The sequence below is a fragment of the Streptomyces sp. NPDC007856 genome (assembly GCF_042868225.1).
GTDB lineage: Bacteria > Actinomycetota > Actinomycetes > Streptomycetales > Streptomycetaceae > Streptomyces.
This window is the reverse complement of the sequence record NZ_JBIAEC010000001.1, coordinates 824,344-848,040: the sequence shown is the minus strand read 5'-3', so window position 1 is coordinate 848,040 and position 23,697 is coordinate 824,344. Positions and strand designations below refer to the sequence as shown.

17 protein-coding genes, 1 tRNA gene and 2 pseudogenes are annotated in these 23,697 nt (G+C 69.8%); 3 read left to right on the top strand and 17 right to left on the bottom strand.

What is annotated here, in order from left to right; translation table 11 throughout:
* Positions 1-217: 217 nt before the first annotated feature.
* From ACFYOH_RS04040 to ACFYOH_RS03960, 17 genes and pseudogenes are all read right to left on the bottom strand, one after another.
* A complete protein-coding gene (locus tag ACFYOH_RS04040; RefSeq protein WP_388620881.1) occupies positions 218-655 on the bottom strand; it encodes a hypothetical protein in 438 nt (145 codons plus the stop codon).
* Between the two features lie 303 nt (positions 656-958).
* Positions 959-2,278, bottom strand: coding sequence for an MraY family glycosyltransferase (locus ACFYOH_RS04035; protein ID WP_388620879.1), 1,320 nt, complete (start codon positions 2,276-2,278; stop codon positions 959-961).
* 151 nt (positions 2,279-2,429) lie between these two features.
* A complete protein-coding gene (gene glyA / locus ACFYOH_RS04030) occupies positions 2,430-3,668 on the bottom strand; it encodes a serine hydroxymethyltransferase (RefSeq protein WP_388620877.1) in 1,239 nt (412 codons plus the stop codon).
* Positions 3,669-3,758: 90 nt separating this feature from the next.
* A complete protein-coding gene (locus ACFYOH_RS04025) occupies positions 3,759-4,436 on the bottom strand; it encodes a protein-tyrosine-phosphatase (RefSeq protein ID WP_388620876.1) in 678 nt (225 codons plus the stop codon).
* Entirely contained in the window at positions 4,433-5,080 is a 648-nt protein-coding gene (locus ACFYOH_RS04020; protein WP_388620874.1) for an L-threonylcarbamoyladenylate synthase, read from the bottom strand. The genes ACFYOH_RS04025 and ACFYOH_RS04020 overlap by 4 nt, the downstream gene beginning before the upstream one ends.
* Positions 5,081-5,141: 61 nt before the next feature.
* Entirely contained in the window at positions 5,142-5,987 is an 846-nt protein-coding gene (gene prmC / locus ACFYOH_RS04015; RefSeq protein ID WP_351799915.1) for a peptide chain release factor N(5)-glutamine methyltransferase, read from the bottom strand.
* A gap of 31 nt (positions 5,988-6,018) precedes the next feature.
* The gene (gene prfA / locus ACFYOH_RS04010) at positions 6,019-7,086 is read right to left on the bottom strand and encodes a peptide chain release factor 1 (protein WP_388620872.1); all 1,068 of its coding nucleotides are present in this window, start codon (positions 7,084-7,086) and stop codon (positions 6,019-6,021) included.
* Positions 7,087-7,191: 105 nt separating this feature from the next.
* Positions 7,192-7,413, bottom strand: a complete 222-nt coding sequence (rpmE, locus tag ACFYOH_RS04005; RefSeq protein ID WP_030740744.1) for a 50S ribosomal protein L31 — start codon at positions 7,411-7,413, stop codon at positions 7,192-7,194.
* 225 nt (positions 7,414-7,638) lie between these two features.
* The gene (locus tag ACFYOH_RS04000) at positions 7,639-8,742 is read right to left on the bottom strand and encodes an LCP family protein (RefSeq protein ID WP_388620871.1); all 1,104 of its coding nucleotides are present in this window, start codon (positions 8,740-8,742) and stop codon (positions 7,639-7,641) included.
* Between the two features lie 196 nt (positions 8,743-8,938).
* Positions 8,939-10,770: pseudogene (locus ACFYOH_RS03995) on the bottom strand (trypsin-like serine protease).
* Positions 10,771-10,941: 171 nt separating this feature from the next.
* A complete protein-coding gene (gene rho, locus ACFYOH_RS03990) occupies positions 10,942-12,939 on the bottom strand; it encodes a transcription termination factor Rho (RefSeq protein ID WP_388620869.1) in 1,998 nt (665 codons plus the stop codon).
* Positions 12,940-13,343: 404 nt separating this feature from the next.
* Positions 13,344-14,261 (bottom strand): homoserine kinase, encoded by a 918-nt coding sequence (gene thrB / locus ACFYOH_RS03985; protein WP_388620867.1) that lies wholly within the window; start codon positions 14,259-14,261, stop codon positions 13,344-13,346.
* A 230-nt stretch (positions 14,262-14,491) separates the two neighbouring features.
* On the bottom strand, positions 14,492-15,550 hold the full coding sequence (gene thrC / locus ACFYOH_RS03980; RefSeq protein WP_388620865.1) for a threonine synthase: 1,059 nt from the start codon (positions 15,548-15,550) through the stop codon (positions 14,492-14,494).
* Between the two features lie 6 nt (positions 15,551-15,556).
* A complete protein-coding gene (locus ACFYOH_RS03975; RefSeq protein WP_388620863.1) occupies positions 15,557-16,849 on the bottom strand; it encodes a homoserine dehydrogenase in 1,293 nt (430 codons plus the stop codon).
* A 145-nt stretch (positions 16,850-16,994) separates the two neighbouring features.
* Positions 16,995-18,386 (bottom strand): diaminopimelate decarboxylase, encoded by a 1,392-nt coding sequence (gene lysA, locus ACFYOH_RS03970; RefSeq protein ID WP_388620861.1) that lies wholly within the window; start codon positions 18,384-18,386, stop codon positions 16,995-16,997.
* A 53-nt stretch (positions 18,387-18,439) separates the two neighbouring features.
* Positions 18,440-19,543: an ArgS-related anticodon-binding protein NrtL gene (gene nrtL / locus ACFYOH_RS03965; RefSeq protein WP_388620859.1), complete on the bottom strand. Its 1,104-nt coding sequence runs from the start codon at positions 19,541-19,543 to the stop codon at positions 18,440-18,442.
* Between the two features lie 361 nt (positions 19,544-19,904).
* Positions 19,905-20,408: pseudogene (locus tag ACFYOH_RS03960) on the bottom strand (response regulator); the annotation flags it as partial.
* 140 nt (positions 20,409-20,548) lie between these two features.
* Between ACFYOH_RS03960 and ACFYOH_RS03955 the strand changes: the two are divergent.
* The 3 genes from ACFYOH_RS03955 (at position 20,549) to ACFYOH_RS03945 (ending at position 23,647) form a co-directional block, all read left to right on the top strand.
* Positions 20,549-20,620 (top strand) — tRNA-Arg (locus tag ACFYOH_RS03955).
* Between the two features lie 785 nt (positions 20,621-21,405).
* Complete coding sequence (locus tag ACFYOH_RS03950) at positions 21,406-22,635, top strand: S8 family serine peptidase (RefSeq protein ID WP_388620857.1); 1,230 nt, start codon at positions 21,406-21,408, stop codon at positions 22,633-22,635.
* 262 nt (positions 22,636-22,897) lie between these two features.
* Positions 22,898-23,647, top strand: coding sequence for a hypothetical protein (locus ACFYOH_RS03945; protein WP_388620855.1), 750 nt, complete (start codon positions 22,898-22,900; stop codon positions 23,645-23,647).
* Positions 23,648-23,697: the final 50 nt, after the last annotated feature.

Sequence of the window (23,697 nt, the reverse complement as noted above, 5' to 3'; positions counted from 1 at the left end):
CCTTCGGCGTGACGCATGGGTACGGCAACCTCGTTGTGTCGGCGCGGCGCGCGGCCGCGGATCGGCACCGGACTGGTGTTACGGATGTGGGGGCGGCTGGGGGGCATCGAGCCTCGCGATCGAGCAGGCGTCAGCTCAGATGCCCGCGCCCGCGATGCCGCAGTTGGCACCGGACGATAGCAGGAGATCTCACAGGCCTTTATCCCGCCCCTACCCCTCACGACGACGGCCCTGTCTTCTCGGACTTGTCGCTCTTCGCGGAGTCGGGGTCGATGTAGAAGATCTTGGCCTTCAGGTGCGCGCGGGCCTGCGCGGCCATCCACGCGACGGTCGTGACCACGATCCCCACGGCGAACGCCTTGCCGTTGAAGAGGGAGGTGCCTTTGAAGACGGCGACGAAGATGAAGAGGAGCAGCAGCTGGGCCATGTAGAGCATGAGGCCCATCGCCTGGAAGAGCTGTGGGAGCGTCTTTGCCGTCCACTGCAGCACGTAGAGGCCGATTCCCATGAACAGGACGGCCAGCACCGTGCCGACGGCCGCGCCGAGCGCACCCTTGCCCCCCGCGACCGCGGCGCTCACGGCGACGGCGATCGCGCCTGCAGCTGCTGCGGGCGCAGCGATCTGCAGAAGGTTCCGGGCGTCATTGGACGGCATGGCGGCAACTCCGCTTTCACAGGGGGCAGGGTGTCGTCATGGACGAGCGTAGTCCCGGGCTGAGTGATCGAGACCTCGCACCAATGGACCGTCGCACTACGGTCCTTCGGTTCTCTCCGGGGTTCTCGTGAACCGTATCACAAACTATTTGATGAGGTCTTTACCTGCTAGGTGTGCTTGCTGTCACACATGAGAACGAGGGTGCGCGTCTGTGCAAAATCCGGGCCCAGTTGTCTGGTAATGGGAGGCTTTGCTCCCCCATGAATGGGCAATGCTCTAGTCAGATTCTTACCTTGGCTCCGGTCAGCGCCGATCAAGGAAACGCGAACGAGCGCCGATCGCGGTCGCTCCGTTGACGCCCGCGACCCCGGCGGGGACGGGGGCCCGTTCCGGGGCCTCGTGCACCTCCCGCGGCTCCTCGGCCTCGCCTGCCGCGGCGGCCGCGGCCGCACGGCGGAGCAGCCGGTAGCGCGGCGGCACGAAGCGCTGTGCCCACACCGGCACCCGCGGCGTGAAGCGCGGGAGCAGCAGCAGGACCAGACCGACCGCGCTGAGGAACACCACGCCGAGCACGATCCACATCGAGGCCGAGTTGACCGAGTAGGCCAGCGCGCCGAAGCCGATCAGCGCCGACCAGAAGTACATGATCAGCACCGCCCTGCTGTGCGAGTGGCCGATCTCCAGCAGCCGGTGGTGCAGGTGCCCGCGGTCCGCGGCGAACGGCGACTGACCGCGCCAGGTACGGCGCACGATGGCCAGCACCAGGTCGGCGGCCGGCACCGCGATGATCGTCAGCGGCAGCAGCAGCGGAATGTAGACCGGCACCGTCGCGTGCACCGCGGCCCGCTCGGAACCCACGTACAGGCCCAGCGCGTCCGGGTCCAGCTGACCGGTGATCGAGATCGCGCCCGCCGCCAGCACCAGGCCGATCAGCATGGAGCCGGAGTCGCCCATGAAGATCCGCGCGGGGTGCATGTTGTGCGGCAGGAAGCCCAGGCACATGCCCATCAGGATCGCCGCGAACAGGGTCGCCGGGGCGGCGGCCTCGATGCCGTACGAGTACCAGATCCGGTACGAGTACAGGAAGAACGCGGCCGCCGCGATGCAGACCATGCCGGCCGCGAGGCCGTCCAGGCCGTCCACGAAGTTCACGGCGTTGATCGTGATGACGACGAGCGCCACGGTCAGCAGCGTGCCCTGCCACTGGGTCAGCGCCACGTTGCCGACGCCGGGGATGGGCAGCCACAGGATCGTCAGACCCTGGACGACCATCACGCCCGCGGCGATCATCTGGCCGCCCAGCTTGATCAGCGCGTCGATCTCGAACTTGTCGTCCAGGACGCCGATCAGCCAGATCAGGGCCGCGCCGGAGAGCAGGGCCCGCGGCTCGTTCGACTTCGCGAAGACCTCGTTGAGGTTGGTCAGGTGGTCCGCGACCAGCAGGCCCGCGCACAGTCCGAAGAACATGGCGATACCGCCGAGGCGCGGAGTGGGTTCCCGGTGCACGTCACGCGCCCGGATCTCCGGCATCGCCCCGGCCACGATCGCGAACTTCCGTACCGGCCCTGTCAGCAGATACGTCACCGCGGCCGTGATGCAGAGCGTCAGCAGGTATTCACGCACAGGCTTCCCCACGGGTCTCGCTGGCCATCACAGCCCCACACCCTAGCGATGGACGTATATGGATGGGGACTTCCGGGTAGCCACGATGGTTGCACGCCCGGCTGTGAACCACGGCGCACATCGGGGTGTACGGGTCATCGCCTACCCCCGTTCAGGCCGGATACGGCGGAAAAGCACCTGTGAGAGAGCGCACCTCGTCCCGTGCCGCCGCCGGCTCGGTCGCACCGCGCAGTACGGCCGCCATCAGCGCGGCGATCCGCACCATCTCCGGCTCTCCCATGCCCTGCGTGGTCACCGCGGCCGTGCCCAGGCGCAGGCCGCGGCCGTCGCCGTGCGGCAGCGCGCAGCAGTCCAGGACGATCCCGGCGGCGGCGAGCCGGCCGCGCGCGCTGCGGCCGTCCACCCCGAGCGGGGCCGGGTCTGCGGTGATCAGATGGGTGTCCGTGCCGCCGGTGGTGACGGTGAGGCCCTCGGCGGCCAGGTGACCGGCGAGCACCCGTGCGTTGGCGACCACCTGGTGGGCGTACACGGCGAAGGCCGGTGTCGCCGCCTCGCCGAACGCGACGGCCTTCGCGGCGATCGTGTGCATCTGCGCGCCGCCCTGGGTGAACGGGAACACCGCCCGGTCGACGCGTTCGGCCAGTTCGCTCCCGCACAGGATCATCCCGCCGCGCGGACCGCGCAGCACCTTGTGGGTGGTCGCGCACACGATGTCGGCGTACGGCACCGGGTTCGGCGCCGCGCCGCCGGCGACCAGCCCGATGGGGTGCGCGGCGTCGGCGATCAGATAGGCCCCGATCTCGTCGGCGACCTCGCGGAAGAAGGCGTAGTCGATGTGCCGGGGGTAGGCGATCGAGCCGCACACGATCGCCTTCGGACGGTGGCCCAGGGCCAGGTGGCGCACCTGGTCGTGGTCGATGAGCCCGGTCTCCGCGTCCACCCCGTACCCGACGAAGTCGAACCAGCGGCCGGAGAAGTTCGCGGGCGAGCCGTGGGTGAGATGGCCGCCGTAGTGCAGTCCGAGGGCGAGGACGGTGTCGCCGGGGCGCAGCAGAGCGGCGTAGGCGGCCAGGACGGCCGAGGAGCCGGAGTGGGACTGGACGTTGGCGTGCTCGGCGCCGAACAGTTCCTTGGCCCGGTCGATGGCGGCGCGTTCGGCGAGGTCCACCATCTCGCAGCCGCCGTGGTGCCGGGCGCCGGGATAGCCTTCGGCGTACTTGTTGGCGAGGGCGGAGCCGAGGGCGGCGAGCACGGCCGGCGAGCAGAAGTTCTCGGCGGCGATCAGCTGCAGGGTGGTGGACTGCCGGTCCAGTTCCGCGAGCAGGATCTCGGCCATCGCCGGGTCCTGCCGCCGCAGGACGTCGGTCTCGAGGGTATGGGTGACCGACATGGCGGGCTCCCGGGCGGTCGACGGTGACGTGTTCCCAATGTAGGCCGGGGATGTGCGGTATGCCCGGTATTGCAGCTCTTTACGGGGCGCTCACGTCCGCGCCGCCACCCCGGTCAGCGCCGTCACCACTGGGTCCAGCGCCTGGTGTATCTCGTCCCCGATCGACCGGAAGAACGTCAGGGGCGCCCCGTACGGGTCGTGGACCTCGTCCGCCTCCGCGGTGGGCGCCAGCAGCCACCCGCGTAGAGCCGCCGCCGCGCGCACCAGGGCTCGGGCGCGCATGACCACGCCGTCGTCCAGGGGCGGCAGGGTGGCCGGATCTATCGCCCGGACCAGCCGGGTGAACTCCTTCAGGGTGAAGGTGCGCAGGCCCGCCGAATGGCCCATGGAGATGACCTGCGCGCGGTGGTCGCGGGTGGCGGTGAGCACCAGGTCGGCCCTGATCACGTGCTCGTCCAGCAGTTCCCGGCCGAAGAAGCCGGAGGCGTCCGCGCCGAAGTCGGCCAGCACGGTCTCCGCGTTGGCCTCCATCGGCGCGCCCTCGTGGCCCCAGGTGCCCGCGCTCTCCACGATCAGCCCGCCGCCGAGCACGCCGAGCCGCTCCGCCACGAAATGGCGGGTCAGCCGCTCAGTGATGGGCGAGCGGCACACATTGCCGGTGCTGACGTGGAGGATACGGAAGGTGTCGCGCGGAAAGCCGAACGTCGTCGTCTGCTCCGCGACACGCTCCCCGATGCCTATGCCACGCCCCGCTTCAGGGGCCGTCAATTCGCCACCTCGAGGTCGGGTACGACCTTGCGCAGCTCCTCCGGGGAGAGCGCGCCCTCGCGCAGCAGCACCGGCACCGGGCCGCTGACGTCCACGATGGAGGACGGCACGTTGGCCGGGGTGGGGCCGCCGTCGAGGTAGACGGAGACGGAGTCGCCGAGCATCTCCTGCGCGGCGTCGCAGTTCTCCGGCGCCGGGTGGCCGGTGAGGTTGGCGGAGGACACGGCCATGGGGCCGACCTCGGTGAGCAGCTCGATGGCGACGGGGTGCAGGGGCATGCGGACGGCCACCGTGCCGCGGGTGTCGCCGAGGTCCCACTGCAGGGACGGCTGGTGCTTGGCGACGAGGGTCAGGGCGCCCGGCCAGAACGCGTCGACCAGTTCCCAGGCCAGCTCGGAGAAGTCCGTGACGAGGCCGTGCAGGGTGTTCGGGGAGCCGATGAGGACAGGGGTGGGCATATTGCGGCCCCGGCCCTTGGCGGCGAGCAGGTCGGCGACCGCCTCCGAGGAGAACGCGTCGGCGCCGATGCCGTACACCGTGTCGGTCGGGAGCACCACCAGCTCGCCCCGGCGGACCGCGGACGCGGCTTCACGCAGACCCGTCACGCGGTCGGTCGCGTCGTTGGTGTCGTATCGCCGTGCCATGTCTAGCGGGCCTCCTCGTACACGTACTGCGGGACTTCGAAAAGGACTGATGTCGGGGTGCTCACGGCAGCGCCTTGCGGGCGGTCGCGAACCGGGGGCGCTTGTTGAGGTCGGGGTGGTCGGCCGCGTCGGCCCAGCCCCGCTCCTCGGTGAAGATCCACGGCACCTGGCCGCCCTGGGTGTCGGCGTGCTCGATCACGACGACCCCGCCGGGGCGCAGCAGACGGTGCGCGGTGCGTTCGATGCCCCGGATCAGGTCCAGGCCGTCCTCGCCGGAGAACAGCGCCATCTCGGGGTCGTAGTCGCGGGCCTCGGGCGCCACGTACTCCCACTCCGTGAGCGGGATGTACGGCGGGTTGGAGATCACCAGGTCGACCTGCCCGTCGAGGTCGGGGAAGGCCGTCAGGGCGTCTCCCTGGCGCAGATCGACCCTGGACCCCGCGACGTTCTTCCGCGTCCACACCAGGGCGTCCTCGGACAGCTCCACGGCGTGCACGCGCGAACGTGGCACCTCCTGGGCGAGGGCGAGCGCGATGGCGCCGGAGCCGGTGCACAGATCGACGATGCACGGCTCGACGACGTCCATGGCCCGTACGGCGTCTATGGCCCAGCCGACCACGGACTCGGTCTCCGGCCGGGGCACGAACACGCCCGGCCCCACCTGGAGTTCCAGATACCGGAAGTAGGCCCGCCCGGTGATGTGCTGCAGCGGCTCGCGCTGCTCACGCCGGGCGATGACCTCCCAGTACCGGGCGTCGAAGTCCGAGTCCTTCACGGAGTGCAGTGCGCCGCGCTTCACGCCGTGCACGAACGCGGCGAGCTCCTCCGCGTCGGTACGCGGCGAGGGCACGCCGGCGTCGGCCAGCCGCTGGGTGGCCTGGGCCACCTCCGCGAGCAGCAGGTTCACGCGAGTCCTCCGTGTCGTGCTCGTACGTGTCTTACGCCGCCGCCAGCTTCGCCGCCGAGTCGGCGTCGACGCAGGCCTGGATGACCGCGTCGAGGTCGCCGTCCAGGACCTGGTCCAGGTTGTACGCCTTGAAGCCGACGCGGTGGTCCGAAATGCGGTTCTCCGGGAAGTTGTAGGTGCGGATCTTCTCGGAGCGGTCCACCGTGCGGACCTGGCTGCGGCGGGCGTCGGCGGCCTCCCGCTCGGCCTCCTCCTGCGCCATGGCGAGCAGCCTGGAGCGCAGGATACGCAGCGCCTGCTCCTTGTTCTGCAGCTGGCTCTTCTCGTTCTGGCAGGAGGCCACGACCCCGGTCGGGAGGTGCGTGATGCGCACCGCGGAGTCGGTGGTGTTGACCGACTGGCCGCCCGGGCCGGAGGAGCGGTACACGTCGATGCGGAGGTCGTTCGGGTTGATCTCCACGTCCACCTCCTCGGCCTCCGGGGTCACGAGGACACCGGCGGCGGAGGTGTGGATACGGCCCTGCGACTCGGTCGCCGGCACCCGCTGCACGCGGTGCACACCGCCCTCGTACTTCAGCCGGGCCCACACGCCCTGGCCGGGTTCGAGCTGGCCGCGGGCCTTCACCGCGACCTGGACGTCCTTGTAGCCGCCCAGCTCGGACTCGGTGGCGTCGATGATCTCGGTCTTCCAGCCGACGCGCTCGGCGTAGCGCAGGTACATGCGCAGCAGGTCGCCGGCGAACAGGGCCGACTCGTCGCCGCCCGCGCCCGCCTTGATCTCCAGAATGACGTCCTTGTCGTCACTCGGGTCGCGCGGGATCAGCAGGAAGCGGAGCTTCTCGGTGAGCTCCCCGCGCTGCTTCTCCAGGTCCTTGACCTCGGCCGCGAAGTCGGGGTCGTCGGCCGCGAACTCGCGCGCGGTCTCGATGTCGTCGCCGGCCTGCTTCCAGGAGCGGTACGTGGCGACGATCGGGGTCAGCTCGGCGTAGCGCTTGTTCAGCTTGCGCGCGTTCGCCTGGTCGGCGTGGACCGACGGGTCGGCGAGCTTCGTCTCCAGATCGGCGTGCTCGGCGACGAGTTCGTCGACGGCCTCGAACATCTTGGGCTCCTGTACTGCGGTGAAGGGAAGGGCGGGCGACCAAAAACGCCGGTCCCGGGCACACCCCTGCGAGGGCGTGACCGTGGACCGGCGAAATGGGGCTCGCTACTTCTTGGAGCCGGCGGCCTTGCCGAAGCGGGCCTCGAAGCGGGCCACACGGCCACCGGTGTCGAGGATCTTCTGCTTGCCCGTGTAGAACGGGTGGCACTCGGAGCAGACCTCGGCCCGGATGGTGCCGGACTCGATGGTGCTGCGGGTGGTGAACGACGCGCCACAGGTGCAGCTGACCTGCGTCTCGACGTACGCGGGGTGGATGTCGCGCTTCAAGGTGTCTCCTAGGTTTCGGGAGGGCGCCGGGTCGCCGCCGCGGGATGCGGGAGCGTGAACCGGAGCCGACGTACCAGTCTGCCAGGACTGGGGCCCTCTCCCAAAACCGGGGGTGCGGTTGTTGTATTCCTGCGGGTGAGTGGGTTGTCGCCTACGGGGGTGCCGTGGTTTCGACGTGGGCGGGTGCGGGCGGGTGGTGGGTACTCGCGCAGTTCCCCGCGCTCCTTATGGGGCGCTCACCACACCCTTTGCTTCACCGGTTGCCGTGCCCGTTGTGGCCGACTTCGGGATGGGCCGGTCGTTCTTCAGAGCGTCCCAGACCAGCTGGGCCTTCTGCTTCTGCATGAGCACGCGGTTGGGGTCCGACGGGTCGTACTGGACCGGCATGGTGATCATGGTCATGTGCCGGGAGCCGATGCCCTTGAGGCCGTCCGCGAAGTCGATCAGGGAGTTGACCGAGCCCAGGTCGGAGTCGGTGGTGACCGTCTTGGTGGCGGTGTCCGCGAGGTCGTACAGCTTCTTCGGGTTGCTGAAGACGCCGACGTGCTTGACCTGGTCGAGCAGGGCCTTGACGAAGGCCTGCTGGAGCTCGATGCGGCCCAGGTCGGAGCCGTCGCCCACGCCGTGCCGGGTGCGGACCAGGCCGAGGGCCTGCTGCCCGTCGAGGGTGTGGGTGCCGGCCCGGAGGTCCAGGTGGCTCTGCGGGTCGTCGATGGTCTTCGTCGTGGTGACCGGGACGCCGCCGAGGTCGTCGATGAGCTTCTGGAAGCCGGCGAAGTCGACCTCCAGGTAGTGGTCCATGCGGATGCCGGTGAGGGACTCGACGGTCTTCACCGCGCAGGCCGCGCCGCCGGTGGCGTAGGACTCGTTGAACATCACGCCGCTCGCGGCCGGGTGCCTGGTGCCCTTGGTGTCGGTACAGGCCGGGCGGTCGATCAGGGTGTCCCGGGGGACGGAGACGACACTGGCCCTCTTGTGGCCCTCGTAGACGTGGACGATCATCGCCGTGTCGGAGCGGGCGCTGCCGTCGTCGATGCCGCCGCCGAGCTTCCTGTTGGCGCCGGAGCGGGTGTCCGAGCCGAGGACCAGGATGTTCTCGGAGCCGTTGTCGATCTTCGTGGGGCGGTCGGTGCCGAGGGCCTGGTCGATGTCGACGCTTCGGATGTTGCCGTTGAGCTTGAAGTACAGGTAACCGCCGCCCGCCCCGCCCAGCGCGACGACACCGGCGGCCGTCCAGGCCGCGGCGCGCAGGGCCTTCCGGCTTCTGCGGCGGGGGCCGGTCTCGCCCGGCTCGGGTATGACGGGCTCCGGCGTGCTCTCGGCGGACACATCGCTCCTAGGTCTCGTCGGTCGGTTACCCCCTGCTTTCAGGGTCAGGCGCGGTCGGTACCGCTCCATCGTCACTCCGTAAGGGCAGACGGAGAAACTCGGGCAAGGGTTGCACAACGCACAGTGCCCACCGCGTACGGCGATGGGCACTGTGCGTGATCGGGTTACGGGCGGTGAGCCTCGCTCACCTGGGGCTTCAGCCCCAGAGGTCGTACGCCTGGAAACCGGTGCCGACCGAGATCCTTGTGGCAAAGATCTCGCTGGTCGCCTTGCCGGTGCCCGGGTACAGGTAGAGCGTGCCGCCGGAGGTGCGGGCCAGGAAGTCGGCCTTGCCGTCACCGGTCACGTCACCGACGGCGTCAAAGGCGTTGTAGCCGGTCCAGGCGCTGCGCACCTTGATCCGGGAGGCGAAGGCGCCCGAGCCGGACTTGCCCGTGCCCCGGTACAGGTACACGTCGCCGGTGCCGCTCTGGCGGGCGATCAGGTCGGCCTTGCCGTCGCCGTCGAAGTCGCCGTGGCCGCGCAGGGAGTTGTACTGGCCCCAGCCGGAGCCCACCTTGACGGGGGAGGCGAAGGAGCCGTCGCCCTTGCCCGGGTAGATCCACAGGTTGCCGGAGGAGTCGACCGAGAGCAGGTCGGGCAGGTAGTCGCCGGTGACGTCGCCGGGGCGACGGTGGACTTCCGGGTGGACCAGTTGCTGAAGATCTCCTTCTTGCTCCAGCTCTGGGTGGCCGGGATGTAGTGCAGCCAGAAGACGGCCCCGTCACTGCTGCGGCGCAGGATGAAGTCCTGGTAGCCGTCCCGGTCCAGGTCCGTCTGCAGGATCGTGTTGTACCCGGAGAAGCTGCCCCAGGAGACGCGGGACGCGAACGAGGTGCCCTTGGAGTCCTTCTCGTAGCCGGTGTTCGTGGAGTGCTCGCGCACGAACAGGTCGGCCTTGTGGTCGCCGCTGAGGTTGGTGTCGTCGATGCGCGGGTAGGCGGCGCCGACGTACGACCTCACCTTGCTGAACACGCTGTACGCGCCCTTGGCGACGCAGTTCTGCACGCCCCAGGAGACGATGCCCACGATGCGGTTGTTCACGATCAGCGGGCCGCCGGAGTCGCCGTTGCAGGTGGCGGTGGTACCGGAGTCGCTGCCGGTCGCGGGGTTGCCCGCGCAGACCATGTGGCCGGCGATGAAGTCGCTGCCGTAGGCGCCGGAGCACGTGCTGTCCGACTGGATCGGCAGCGTCGCCGTCTTGAGCGTCTGCGAGATGTCCTGGCTGGTGGAGCTGGTGCGGCCCCAGCCGTAGACCTTGGCACTGGTGCCGGCCGCGTAGGACGCCGTGTCGGTCGACGTCGTCATGCGGATCGGCGTCGCCTTGATCGGGCTCGGCAGGGTCAGTACGGCGATGTCGTTGTCGATGGTCGTCGCGTTGTACGACGGGTGGTTCCACTGCCGCCAGACGCCGGAGACCGTGCCGCCGTGCACGTCGGTGTTGCCGGAGGCGTCGGTGGTGGGCAGCTGGTCGGTGCCGGTGACGACGGCGCCGTTGGCGTGCCAGTCGAAGCCCTTGACGCAGTGCGCGGCGGTCAGGATCTTCGTCGGCGCCACCACGGCACCGCCGCAGAAGAAGCCGACGTCGTCGCTGGTGTCGCTGGTGCCCTTGTCGTCGTAGTACCAGAGCTGGGCCATCCACGGGGCCGAGGTGATGCTCGTGGTGGTACCGCCGATGATCATCGGGCTGACGGTGCCGGTGCCGGACGTCGTGGACGAGGACGACGTGGACGACGTGGACGACGTGGACGACGAGGAGGCCGTGCCGCCGCCGTTCGTGTCCTTGGTCTTCGAAGCCTTCTTGAAGTCCTTGTCGGTGGCGAGCGCGCCCGCGACGCGGTTCGTCAGCTCGCTGAGCGACGCGGAGCCGGTGGCGGGTTTGACGGTCGGCGAGGCCGAGGTCGTCGTGGCACCGGCGGAGGTGGTCAGCACCGCGGCGGCGACGGCCGCGGCGACACCGGCGGCGGCGACGGGCAGGACGATGCGTATGCGTCGTCTGTGCCGACCGCTGCGGGGAGGAGGCGTGGACAAGAGAGTCCCCCATGGGGCGATGAGTCAGGAGGGGCACGTGATGCGCACCCGTACCTCTCAGCGCCAAAAGGCCGCCCCCCGTCACCGATTGACGGGGGGCGGCCTTCTTTCCTACCCGGTCTGTACCGACTAGTCGCCGTTGCCGGGCGTCGGCGTCGTCTTCTGAATCTGCATCAGGAACTCGACGTTCGACTTGGTCTGCTTCATCTTGTCGAGCAGCAGCTCGATGGCCTGCTGCTGGTCGAGCGCGTGCAGCACACGGCGGAGCTTCCAGACGATGCCCAGCTCCTCGGCACCCAGCAGGATCTCCTCCTTACGGGTACCGGAGGCGTCCACGTCCACGGCCGGGAAGATCCGCTTGTCCGCGAGCTTGCGGTCGAGCTTCAGCTCCATGTTGCCCGTGCCCTTGAACTCCTCGAAGATCACCTCGTCCATGCGGGACCCGGTGTCCACGAGAGCCGTGGCCAGGATGGTCAGCGAACCGCCGTCCTCGATGTTGCGCGCCGCGCCGAAGAACCGCTTCGGCGGGTACAGCGCGGTCGAGTCGACACCACCGGACAGGATGCGGCCGGAGGCCGGAGCCGCCAGGTTGTAGGCGCGACCCAGACGCGTGATCGAGTCGAGCAGCACGACCACGTCGTGGCCCAGCTCCACCAGACGCTTGGCGCGCTCGATGGCGAGCTCGGCGACCGTGGTGTGGTCCTCGGCCGGGCGGTCGAAGGTCGAGGAGATGACCTCGCCCTTGACCGACCGCTGCATGTCGGTGACCTCTTCCGGACGCTCGTCGACGAGGACGACCATCAGGTGGCACTCGGGGTTGTTGTGCGTGATCGCGTTGGCGATCGCCTGCATGATCATGGTCTTGCCGGTCTTCGGCGGGGCCACGATCAGACCGCGCTGGCCCTTACCGATCGGCGAGACCAGGTCGATGATGCGGGTGGTGAGCACGCCGGGGTCCGTCTCCAGGCGGAGGCGGTCCTGCGGGTAGAGCGGGGTCAGCTTGTTGAACTCCGGGCGGCCACGGCCGTGTTCGGGCGCCATGCCGTTGACGGAGTCGAGGCGGACCAGCGCGTTGAACTTCTCGCGGCGCTCGCCCTCCTTGGGCTGGCGGACCGCACCGGTGACGTGGTCGCCCTTGCGCAGGCCGTTCTTACGGACCTGGGCGAGCGAGACGTACACGTCGTTCGGGCCCGGCAGGTAGCCGGAGGTCCGGATGAAGGCGTAGTTGTCGAGGATGTCCAGAATGCCCGCGACGGGGATCAGGACGTCGTCCTCGGCGAGCTGCGGCTCGGCGATGTCGTCGCGGCCACGACGGCCACGACGGTCGCGGTAGCGGCCGCGACGGCCCCGGCGGCCGCCCTCGAAGTCGTCCTCGTCCTGCTGACGGTCCTGACGGCCGCCCTGCTGCTGGCCCTGCTGCTGACGCTGGCCGCCCTGCTGCTCGTCGCCCTTGCCGCGGCGGTCGCGGTCCCGGCCGCGCTCACGGCGGTCGCGGCGGCCACGGCCGTCGCCGTCACCGGCCTCGCCCTGCGGCTGCTGGGCGGGGGTCTCGGCCTTGGGCTCGGCCTTGGCCTCGGCGGCGATGGTCTCCGCGCTGCTCGGGGCGGGGCTGCCGGCCTCGGCGGTGGCGCGGCGGCGACGGCGCTCGGTCGGCGCCTCGTCTCCCCCACGCTCGGCTTCTCCCCCGCGCTCGGCTGCGCTCGCGCGGGTGGTACCCCCACCGGGCTGGCCGGGGATCTCGATCTGCTGCTGGGCCACGGCCTTCTCGGCGGGGGCCTCGGTCTTGGCCTCCGCCTTCTTCTCGGCGGTGTCCTCGCCGGTACGGGCCTTGGAGGTGGCGCGGCGCTTCGGCTTGGTCTCGGTGGCGGCCTCGGCCTTGGGGGCGGCGCCCCCGGCGGCCTGCGCCTCCTTGATGACCTCGATCAGCTGGCTCTTGCGCATCCGCGCGGTGCCCCTGATACCGAGGCCCGAGGCGACCTGCTGCAGCTCGGCCAGCACCATGCCCTCAAGGCCGGTACCGCGGCGCCGCCGGGAGCCGGCACCGGTGGCAGGCGCGGAGGCGTCCGTGGCGGGCGCGGCAGCGGTCTCCTCGACACGTGCGCCCATCAGATCGGTGGTGTCGCTCACGAAGGGTCCTTCCCTGGAGCGGACGTCGGCCTGTCTGGCTCGGCGACCGGTTGTGCTGTCCGGCTACGGTCCTTGCTTTCCGTGAACCGTGCCGGGGCGGTGGTCCGCCAAAGCGGCGGAAGAAATGTGCGGTGATGGCGCTTCCGCGAGTCGTGGCACTCAGTGTCACATGGCGTGGTAGCACCGATTCCGGAGCGTGCCCGGCGGCCCGCTCAGTGTCCGCATACGACGTACTGCCCAGGTACGGCGCACGGAACACGGAGTGGCGTGGGAGGCTCCCGGAAGAATGTCTGTCCCGGACTGGGACACGAGGCACCTCGCCATGGTGGGGTCGGGTGCAGACTTGAGGTTAACACTACCGGATCCAACAAACATTCCCCCTCTCCAAATCCGGCAACCGTGTGTCAGGTCGCAAGCGGCAGCACGCTCGCTCCCTGGACGTCCAGGTCCAGCCGGTTCGCGGCCCAGCCCGCACCCGCGAGGTGGGCGACCTTGTCGGCGCTGTCGGCGTCGGCCAGCGCCATGACGGTGGGTCCGGCGCCGGAGATGACGGCCGGGATGCCGTCGGCGCGCAGCCGCTCCACCAGCGCGGCGCTCTCCGGCATGGCCGGGGCGCGGTACTCCTGGTGAAGGCGGTCCTCGGTGGCGGGCAGCAGCAGCTCGGGGCGCCGGGTGAGGGCCTCGACGAGCAGGGCGGCACGGCCCGCGTTGGCGGCGGCGTCGACGTGCGGCACGGTGCGCGGCAGCAGGCCGCGCGCGGTCTCGGTCAGGACCGGCTTTCCGGGCACGAAAACCACCGGAACGATGGAATCACTGGCCTCCATCCTGATCGCCCGGGCGGCGCCCGACTCCATCCAGGCGATCGTGAACCCGCCGAGCAGGCACGGGGCCACGTTGTCCGGGTGGCCCTCGATCTCGGTGGCCAGCTCCAGCAGCGCCGCGTCGTCCAGGCGGGCCTCGCCGCCTATGGTCACCGCGCGGGCGGCGACGATGCCGGCGCAGATGGCGGCGGAGGAGGAGCCGAGGCCACGGCCGTGCGGGATGCGGTTGGCGCAGACGATCTCCAGGCCGCGCGGCTGTCCGCCGAGCAGGTCGAAGGCGGTGCGCAGGGAGCGGACGAGAAGGTGAGACTCGTCACGCGGGAGGGTCTCGCTGCCCTCCCCCGCAATGTCGATGTGCAGCCCGGAGTCGGCCACCCGGACGACCACGTCGTCGTAGAGCCCCAGCGCGAGGCCGAGGGCGTCGAAGCCCGGGCCGAGATTGGCGCTGGTGGCGGGAACGCGCACCCGGACGGCGGCGGCGCGGAACGCTGGACCGGCCATCGCTCGTTGACTCTCCTTGAGCTGCGTGACTGTCGAAGACATTCGATGACGTACGGGGAGACCCTCGGGCCGCGCAGACGGCGCGGCGCTGCCCCGATGCGAGGGCATATGCAACGGGCGGGTTCGGTACAGCCTATCGAAGGAAGGTTCTGTGGCGACATAGGGCGCACAGGAGGCGCACGATGCGTGTCGTAAGCCCCCTGTGCACCCTGTCAGGGTTTTTTCCGGGTTCAGGCCAGACCGAGGCGCTCGGCCGCGGCGGCCGCGTCGACGGGGACGGTGACCGGCTGCGGGGCGCCGGCGACGGCCCAGTCGGGGTCCTTCAGACCGTTGCCGGTGACCGTGCACACGATCTTCTGGCCCGGGTCGACCTTGCCCTGCTCGGCGGCCTTCAGCAGACCGGCCACGGAGGCGGCGGAGGCGGGCTCCACGAAGACGCCCTCCTGCGCGGCCAACAGGCGGTAGGCGCGCAGGATTTCACGGTCCGTCACCTCGTCGATGAGGCCGCCCGACTCGTCCCGGGCGGCCAGGGCGTACTGCCAGGAGGCCGGGTTGCCGATACGGATGGCGGTGGCGATGGTCGACGGGTCCTTGACCACCTCGCCGCGCACGATCGGCGCGCTGCCGGAGGCCTGGAAGCCCCACATGCGCGGGGTCCGCGTGGCGATGCCGTCGGCGGCGTACTCCTTGTAGCCCATCCAGTAGGCGGTGATGTTGCCCGCGTTGCCCACCGGCAGGACGTGGATGTCCGGGGCGTCGCCCAGCATGTCCACGATCTCGAAGGAGGCCGTCTTCTGGCCCTCGATACGCACCGGGTTGACCGAATTGACCAGCGCCACCGGGTAGTTCTCGCTCAGGTTGCGCGCGAGGGTGAGGCAGTCGTCGAAGTTGCCGTCGACCTGGAGGATCTTCGCGCCGTGCACGAGGGCCTGGCCCATCTTGCCGAGGGCGATCTTGCCCTGCGGGACGAGAACGGCCGAAACCATGCCGGCCCGCACGGCGTAAGCGGCGGCGGAGGCCGAGGTGTTGCCGGTGGAGGCGCAGATCACGGCCTTCGCCCCCGCCTCCTTGGCCTTGCTGATGGCCATGGTCATACCGCGGTCCTTGAAGGACCCGGTGGGGTTGGCACCCTCCACCTTCAGGTGGACCTCGCAGCCCGTGCGCTCGGAGAGCACCTGCGCGGGCACGAGGGGCGTGCCGCCCTCGCGGAGCGTCACGACCGGCGTGGTGTCGGATACCGGCAGCCGGTCCCGGTACTCCTCGATGATTCCGCGCCACTGGTGGGTCATTGCTGGTTACTCTCCTTCAACCCGCATGATGCTGGCGACACCCCGCACGGTGTCGAGCTTGCGCAGCGCATCGACGGTCCCGGTGAGGGAGGCGTCGGACGCGCGGTGGGTGACGACGACGAGGGAGGCCTCGCCGTCCTTGCCCTGCTGGCGCACCGTATCGATCGACACCCCGTGCTCCGCGAACACGGTCGCGACCTGGGCGAGAACACCCGGTTTGTCCGCGACGTCGAGGCTGATGTGGTAGCGCGTGACGACCTCGCCCATGGGCGAGACGGGCAGGGCGGCGTACGCCGACTCACCGGGCCCCGTTGCGCCGCCCCGCCGGTTGCGGCAGACGGCGACGAGGTCGCCGAGCACGGCCGAGGCGGTCGGCGAACCGCCGGCGCCGGGGCCGTAGAACATCAGCTGACCGGCGGCGTCGCTCTCCACGAAGACGGCGTTGTACGCGCCGCGCACGGAGGCGAGAGGGTGGGTCAGCGGAATCATGGCGGGATGCACGCGCGCGGTGACCGACGCACCGTCCTTGGAGCGCTCGCAGATGGCGAGCAGCTTGATGGTGCAGCCCATCTCCTTCGCCGAGCGGAAGTCGGCGGCGGTGACCTCGGTCATGCCCTCGCGGTAGACGTCGTCGAGGCGCACGCGCGTGTGGAAGGCGATCCCGGCGAGGATGGCGGCCTTGGCGGCAGCGTCGAAGCCCTCGACGTCGGCGGTCGGGTCGGCCTCCGCGTACCCGAGCGCGGTGGCCTCGTCGAGCGCCTCCTGGTACCCCGCGCCCGTGGAGTCCATCTTGTCGAGGATGAAGTTGGTGGTGCCGTTGACGATCCCCATCACCCGGTTGATCTTGTCGCCGGCGAGGGACTCGCGCAGCGGACGGATCAGCGGGATGGCACCGGCGACGGCGGCCTCGTAGTACAGATCCCTGCCGTGCTCCTGCGCCGCCGCGTGCAGCGCGGCCCCGTCCTGGGCGAGCAGGGCCTTGTTGGCGGAGACGACGGACGCGCCGTGCTCGAAGGCGGTGGTGATGAGGGTCCGCGCGGGCTCGATCCCGCCGATCACCTCGACCACCACATCGATGTCCCCGCGTTTGACGAGAGCGGTGGCGTCGGTGGTGACGAGGCCGGGGTCGATGCCCTCGCGGACCTTGGACGGCCGCCGTACGGCCACGCCCGCGAGCTCCACGGGCGCCCCGATCCGGGCGGCGAGGTCGTCGGCGTGCGTCGTCATGATGCGCGCCACCTCTGAGCCGACAACTCCACAGCCCAGCAGCGCCACCTTCAGCGGACGCGTACGCATCATCCGACCTCGTTTCCTCTTACCGTCTACGGTTGGACCAGTCTCACTCACCGGACGGGAGTTTCTACCCTTCGTCCGGATCGTGAGACATGTATTTCATGGGCATGGGGCCGGAAGACCGGAGATCTTCCAGCCCCCGGGTGGTGGGCTAGCCGACGTCGAGACGCAGGAGGTCCTCCTCCGTCTCGCGCCGCACGATCACCCGCGCCTCGCCGTCCTTCACGGCGACGACGGGCGGCCGCAGCACATGGTTGTAGTTGCTGGCCATGGACCGGCAGTACGCACCGGTGGCCGGTACGGCGATGAGATCCCCCGGCGCCAGGTCGGCCGGCAGGAACGCGTCCTTGACCACGATGTCCCCGCTCTCGCAGTGCTTGCCGACCACGCGGGCGAGCATGGGCTCGGCGCTGGAGGTCCGGGACACGAGGGCGACGCTGTACTCGGCGTCGTACAGGGCCGTCCGGATGTTGTCGGACATGCCGCCGTCGACGGAGACGTACGTCCGCAGCCCGTCCAGCGGCTTGACGGTGCCGACCTCGTAGAGCGTGAAGGCGGTCGGCCCGACGATGGCGCGCCCGGGCTCGACGGAGATGCGCGGGGTGCGCAGCCGGGCGGCCTCGCACTCGCGCGTGACGATCTCGGTCAGCGCCTTGGCGATCTCGTGCGGCTCGCGCGGATCGTCGTCACTGGTGTAGGCGATCCCGAGCCCGCCGCCGAGGTCGATCTCGGGCAGCTCGACGCCATGCTCGTCACGAATGTCCTTGAGCAACCCGACAACGCGGTGCGCAGCGACCTCGAAGCCGGACATGTCGAAGATCTGCGACCCGATGTGGGAGTGGATCCCGATCAGTTCGAGCCCGTCGAGCTGCAGCGCCCGCCGCACGGCCTCCGCGGCCTGCCCCCCGGCCAGCGGAATCCCGAACTTCTGGTCTTCATGGGCGGTGGCGATGAACTCATGCGTATGGGCCTCGACCCCGACGGTGATCCGAATCTGGACCTTCTGCCGCTTGCCCAGGGACTGCGCGATGTGGGCGACGCGCACGATCTCCTGGAAGGAGTCGAGCACGATCCGCCCGACACCGGCGCGGATCGCCCTTTCGATCTCCTCCACGGACTTGTTGTTGCCGTGGAAGGCGATGCGCTCGGCCGGCATGCCGCCGGAGAGGGCGGTGGCCAGCTCCCCACCCGAGCACACGTCGAGGTTGAGCCCTTCCTCATGGAGCCACCGCACGACGGCACGGGACAGGAACGCCTTCCCGGCGTAGAACACGTCGGCGTCGGCCCCGAAGGCGGAACGCCACGCACGCGCGCGTGCACGGAAGTCGGCCTCGTCGAGGATGTAGGCGGGGGTGCCGTGGTCCTCGGCGAGGGTGTTCACATCGACGCGGCCGACGGTGACGACACCGTCGGCGCTGCGCCCGACGGTCTGCGCCCACACCTTGTGGTCGAGGGCGTTGAGATCGGCGGGCGGCGCGGAGTAGTGCCCCTCGGGCAGCACGTCGGCGTGGCGGGGCCCGGCGGGATGGGCGGAACGGCTCATGACGGTGACTCTCAGACTCTCTGTCTCTCTCCGGGCGTCTCTCGCGAGGAGCCTCAGAGGTGTTCGGGTGCGTCGATGCCGAGCAGGGACAGGCCGCCGGCCAGCACCGTCCCGGCGGCTTCGGCGAGGGCGAGCCGGGCGCGGTGGGCGGCCGAGGGTTTCTCCTCGCCGCAGGGCAGCACGGAGGGCAGAAAGGGCAGCACGGCATCCGCGACGGTGACGAGATGCCGGGCAAGCCGGTCCGGGGCACGGTGGGTGGCGGCCGCGGAGAGGATGCGGGGGTGGTCGGCCAGGGGGGTGAGGAGGGTGGGGGCGCCGTTGGCGGTGGAGCGAGTGCCGTTGGCGGGGGTGGCCGGGGGGGCGTCGGCGGAGCGGCCTGCGTCGAGCGGGCCTGCGTTGGCGCAGCGGCTGGTGGACAGTGGGCCGGCGTCGGCGCAGCGGCCTGCGTCGAGCGGTCCGGGCTCGGCGGTAAAGCCCAGGCGGGCGGCGTTGCGGCTGACGGACCGGATGCGGGCATGGGCGTACCGGACTCGGAACAGCGGATTGCTCTCCCGCTGGACCAGATGATCGGCGGTGATCCGCGGCCGGTCGTGCGCGGCGGGGTGCAGCAGGGCCCACTGGGAGGCGTCGTGGCCCAGCGGCGCGGGATCCTCCGGCGCGGGCACGGGCCGCAGATTGACGGGCTCACCGTGCTCGACGGTGGCCCGCCCGCCCTGTGTGGCCACGATCCGTACGACGGCGTCCGCGACGACCTCGGCCCGCACCTCGTACGGCACCCGCAGCGCGACAACCTGACCGGCGAGGGCGTCCCCATGGCCGTACGAGGCACCACGGGCCCGGATCTCCCGGACGAGCCCGGTGACGAGGTCGGCCCGCGCGTCGAGGCTGATGTTGAGAAACCCGGGCCCGGTCACGACGACGTCCCGGATGCCGTCGGCACCGACGAGCCGGGGCCGCAGAATCTCGGCGACCCGCCGTGGCGGCTGCCCGGCCGGCCGGGCGAGCTGCAGAGCGACACTGGTGGCGAAGTCCCCGCACCCCCCGGGCCCCGGCTCGGTCACCACGACCCGCTCGGGCACGGTCACACTCAGCTCCCCGTCATCGACAGCACAACGCACCGCGTGCAGCACGGTGCGGGACAGCTCGACGGGGGTCACGGGACAAGCGTAGGGGAGGAAGGGGGTGGGCAGGCGAAGCGGTTCTCACTGTGGGACGGCACTCCGCCCTGCCTCGGAGTCCCCACAGATCCCTGACCACCTGGGCGCCCCGCCGATACCGGTCCCTGGCCACCTGGCCGCCCGACGGATCCCTGGCCACGCAGACGCCCCACCTATCCCTGACCGACCAGCCGCTGGACGGATCCCTGGCCACGCAGACGCCCCACCGATCGCAGGCCGACTAGCCGCCGGACGGAATCCCACCCGGTACGCCATCGGAGATCCCGTCGGCGACACCTCCCGGAACCCTGCTGTCGCCCCCGTCCCCCTCGGCACCACAGCCACCGCCCCCATCCCCGTCCCCGCCACCCTCTCCGTCGCCACCCCCACCACGGTGCCCTCCCTCATGCCCGTCTCCCCCGTCTCCCCCGTCATCCCCGCCCCCGCGCTCGATCAGCTGCTTGACGAGGCGTACGAGTTCGGCGGGCTCGAAGGGCTTGGCGAGGAAGGCGTCCACACCGACGTCGAGACCGGTGTCGACCTCGTACTGGGTGCACGCGCTGATGATGGCGAGGGGCAGATGGTGCGTACGGGGATCGGCGCGGAGCCGGGCGGCGGTGCGCAGGCCGTCCAGCCGGGGCATGACCACGTCGAGCGTCACGACGTCGGGCCGCACCTGATGCACCACATCCAGACACTCGGCACCGTCGGCCGCGGTCACGACCTCGAGCCCTTCCAGTTCGAGGTTGACCCTGATCAGCTGCCGGATGACCTTGTTGTCGTCCACAACAAGCACCCGACCCGAGGCGCCTGGCACAAGTCGAGAGTAGGTCCGGACCGGCCACCGCGTCCGGGTTTTCCCCACTTCCACCCCGTACAGGGGACCCTTCCGACACCCAGTGGACCCGCCCCGACCGGCCCCAGCGGAAACGAGTTCCTGATCACCCCGCCGGACCTGCTAATGTTCTGTCCGTCGCCGCGAGCAAGAAGCTCCGCACCCGACACGCCCCCGTAGCTCAGGGGATAGAGCAACGGCCTCCGGAGCCGTGTGCGCAGGTTCGAATCCTGCCGGGGGCACCCAGTATGAGGTGCCCAAAGACCCCGTCACCAGCGGAAACGCTGAGGCCGGGGTCTTCGCGTTTGTGCAGGCGTACGCAGCACTGAGCGGCCCTGGGACGGGGTCTGTGGACTATTCGTGGACAGGATCTTGGGGCATTCACCCTGGTCAGCAGCCACATTCGACGGACCGTCACCTGTGTCTGGCCGCCGCTCCGAAGGCTCCGACGCCACCAACCGCTCCGCTCGGCACCAAGTGGGCGCGTGGCGCCATGTCCGGCTCCAGCGGCACCCGATCCCGCTCAAGCGTCGCTCCCTCCTCGGAGGCCAGACCGTGATGTATCTCATGAAGCGGTCAGAGCCGAGCTATCTCATAAAACCGACACAGCGGGCATCGAACCAGTCGCAACTGCGCAGGAGACAACCCAACACGCGAGGGTCCCGCTGCCACCTGGACTGAAGCCGTGCGACAGCCAGGCCGGCATGCGCGCCGACGACGGGTTGCCCAGGCCGTGCGGGACGCGCTCGGCATGGACATAGGTGATCGAAGCGGACGAAGCAGTGACAAGCCACACAGGGGCAATCCCTTGCCTCCCGGACGGCCTCGGGGTGGGATCGCAATTCACGGCCGAGCATGGTCTAGTCCACTACGAGGAGCATCTATGCGCAGGATTCATGCGCGGCGGCGCACCGCGGTCGCCGCAGCCTGGATCACCAGCCTCACCAGTTTCGCAGCGGTAGCAGGGCTTCTGTCTGGTTCCGTCGCCGTCGCTGCACCCGGGCGACCGGCGCAAGAAGTCAAGCCCGTGCCGGCGGCCGGGCAGCAATCGAAGAGCGCGCCCGGCAGCCTGATGACCACCGCGCAGTGCCGGGCGAAGTGGGGGTTCGACTGCTACAACGCGCTCCAGTACCGCCAGGCGTACAACCTGAACCCGCTGTACAAGGCAGGTGTGACCGGCAAGGGGCGCACGATCGTGATCGTGGATCCGTTCGGCTCGCCGACCATCCAGAAGGACCTGGATGTCTACAGCGCCCGGTTCGGCATCAAGAGCACCCATGTCGACGTGGTCAAGTGGGGCAACGTCCCGCGCTTCAACCCCAGCGACGCCGACCAGCTCGGCTGGGCCGGGGAGACCACCCTCGACGTGGAGATGGCGCATGCCGTCGCCCCGGACGCGCACATCGTCCTGGCGGAGACCGCGGTCGGCCGGATCGGGGACGGCACCACCGGCCTGCGAGAGGTCATGGACGCCGAGAAATCGCTCATCGACCGCGGCGTGGGCGATGTGATCAGCCAGAGCTGGGGCGTGGCGGAGAACAACTTCCCCGGCTTCAGCAAGGGTGACTTCTCCAGCATCCAGAACCTGCGGTACGCCTACAAGGACGCGGCCAAGCACCGTGTGACCGTCACGGACGCTTCCGGCGACAGCGGACCCACCGACACCACCTCGAACGGCCAGACCACCTATCCGTACAGGGTCAACGCCTGGCCGACCGACGACCCCCTGGTGGTCTCGGTCGGCGGCACCCAGCTGCACCTGGACGCCAACGGCAACCGCACCGCGCCGGACAGCGTCTACAACGACCACGGCGCCAGCGGCGGCGGCCAGTCCCACGTCTTCGCCCGTCCCTCGTATCAGAACGGGGTGGCCGGCAATCACCGCAGCACCCCGGACGTCTCCATGTCCGCCGCGCTGAAGGGCGGCGGATGGGTGTACTCCAGCTACGACCCCAAGCGGGTCGGCTGGGAGGTCTACGTCGGCACCAGCGAGGCCAGCCCGCTCTTCGCGGGAATCGTGGCCCTGGCCGACCAGGTCGCCGGGCACCGGCTGGGAGACATCCACAAGGCGCTGTACTCGCTGTACGCGAAGTCCTCGTCGAACCCGTCCACCGGGATCGTGGACGTGAAGGACGGCACGAACAACAGCTACGCAGGAGTAACCGGCTACACGGCGGTGAAGGGCTACGACATGGCGACCGGCGTCGGAACGATCGACGCGGCCCGCTTCGTCCCGGCCCTCGCCAAGGCGGGCTGACCGCATCCTGTCCCCAGTGAGGTGCCCAAAGACCCCGTCACCAGCGGAAACGCTGAGGCCGGGGTCTTCGCGTTTGTGCAGGCGTATGCGGCCCGAAGCGGCCGTATGTCGGGGTCTGTGGACGAGGCGTGGACGGGATCTTGGAGCATCGCCGCAGGTCGCTGCCCCCTTCCGGCGCTCGGCTTAGCTCGCCTCGATGACAGGGCAACTGGCGCGGCTCCAGCCGTGGAGTCCGCGGCACCCGACTGCTTAGATCGCTGGCATGACGGACTGGTCCCAGCTCCACCACGCCTACGGCACGGCAGAAGACATTCCGAGCCTGCTCGGCGCAGTGAGCCCGGCCCCGACGGATTCAGGCTGGACCGCGCTTTGGTCCCGGCTGTGCCATCAAGGGACCGTCTACTCAGCAAGCTACGCAGCCTTGCCGGCTCTGCGAGACATGGCACGCCAGTGGTCGCCCGCGGACAGACAGATGCCACTCGTGCTGGCCGGGGCCATCGCGGCCAGCACTGATCAGCCATACGGCGATCAAGATCCCCACGTTGCCTACGCCTCGGAGATGTCCGACCTGACGCAACTGACCGAGGAGGCTCTTCGCGATCCGGCCCTCGGCGACGACCCCGGCACTTACGTCTATTTGCTTGCCGCACTCCTCAGCTTCGAGGGGGTTGACGTCTGGGGCGAACAGCTCGACGGACTGAACGACGATGAATACGAAGTGTCCTGTCCAGCGTGCAGTACAGAGAACTTCATAGCCTTCGGTGAGTACGGCTTCTTCTCGACCACGGACAGCATGTACATGAACGAGACCACGGCAAAGAAGACGCCGCTGCGGCCTGCAGACGCCTCAGCCCTGGAGGGGCTGGCCCAAAGACTCCACAGTCGCGCACTCGCAGACGGCCAGACCGATGTCGCGCATAAGTTGACTTACGTTTTCGGCAAAGCACAGTGCGCCGAGTGCGATGAGGTCTTCAGCGTCGCGGAAGCCATCACCACCCGCTGGGACACATGAACCACATCGTCGTCCCGGTCTCGGACTTTGCCGAGGCTGAGACGCGTGAG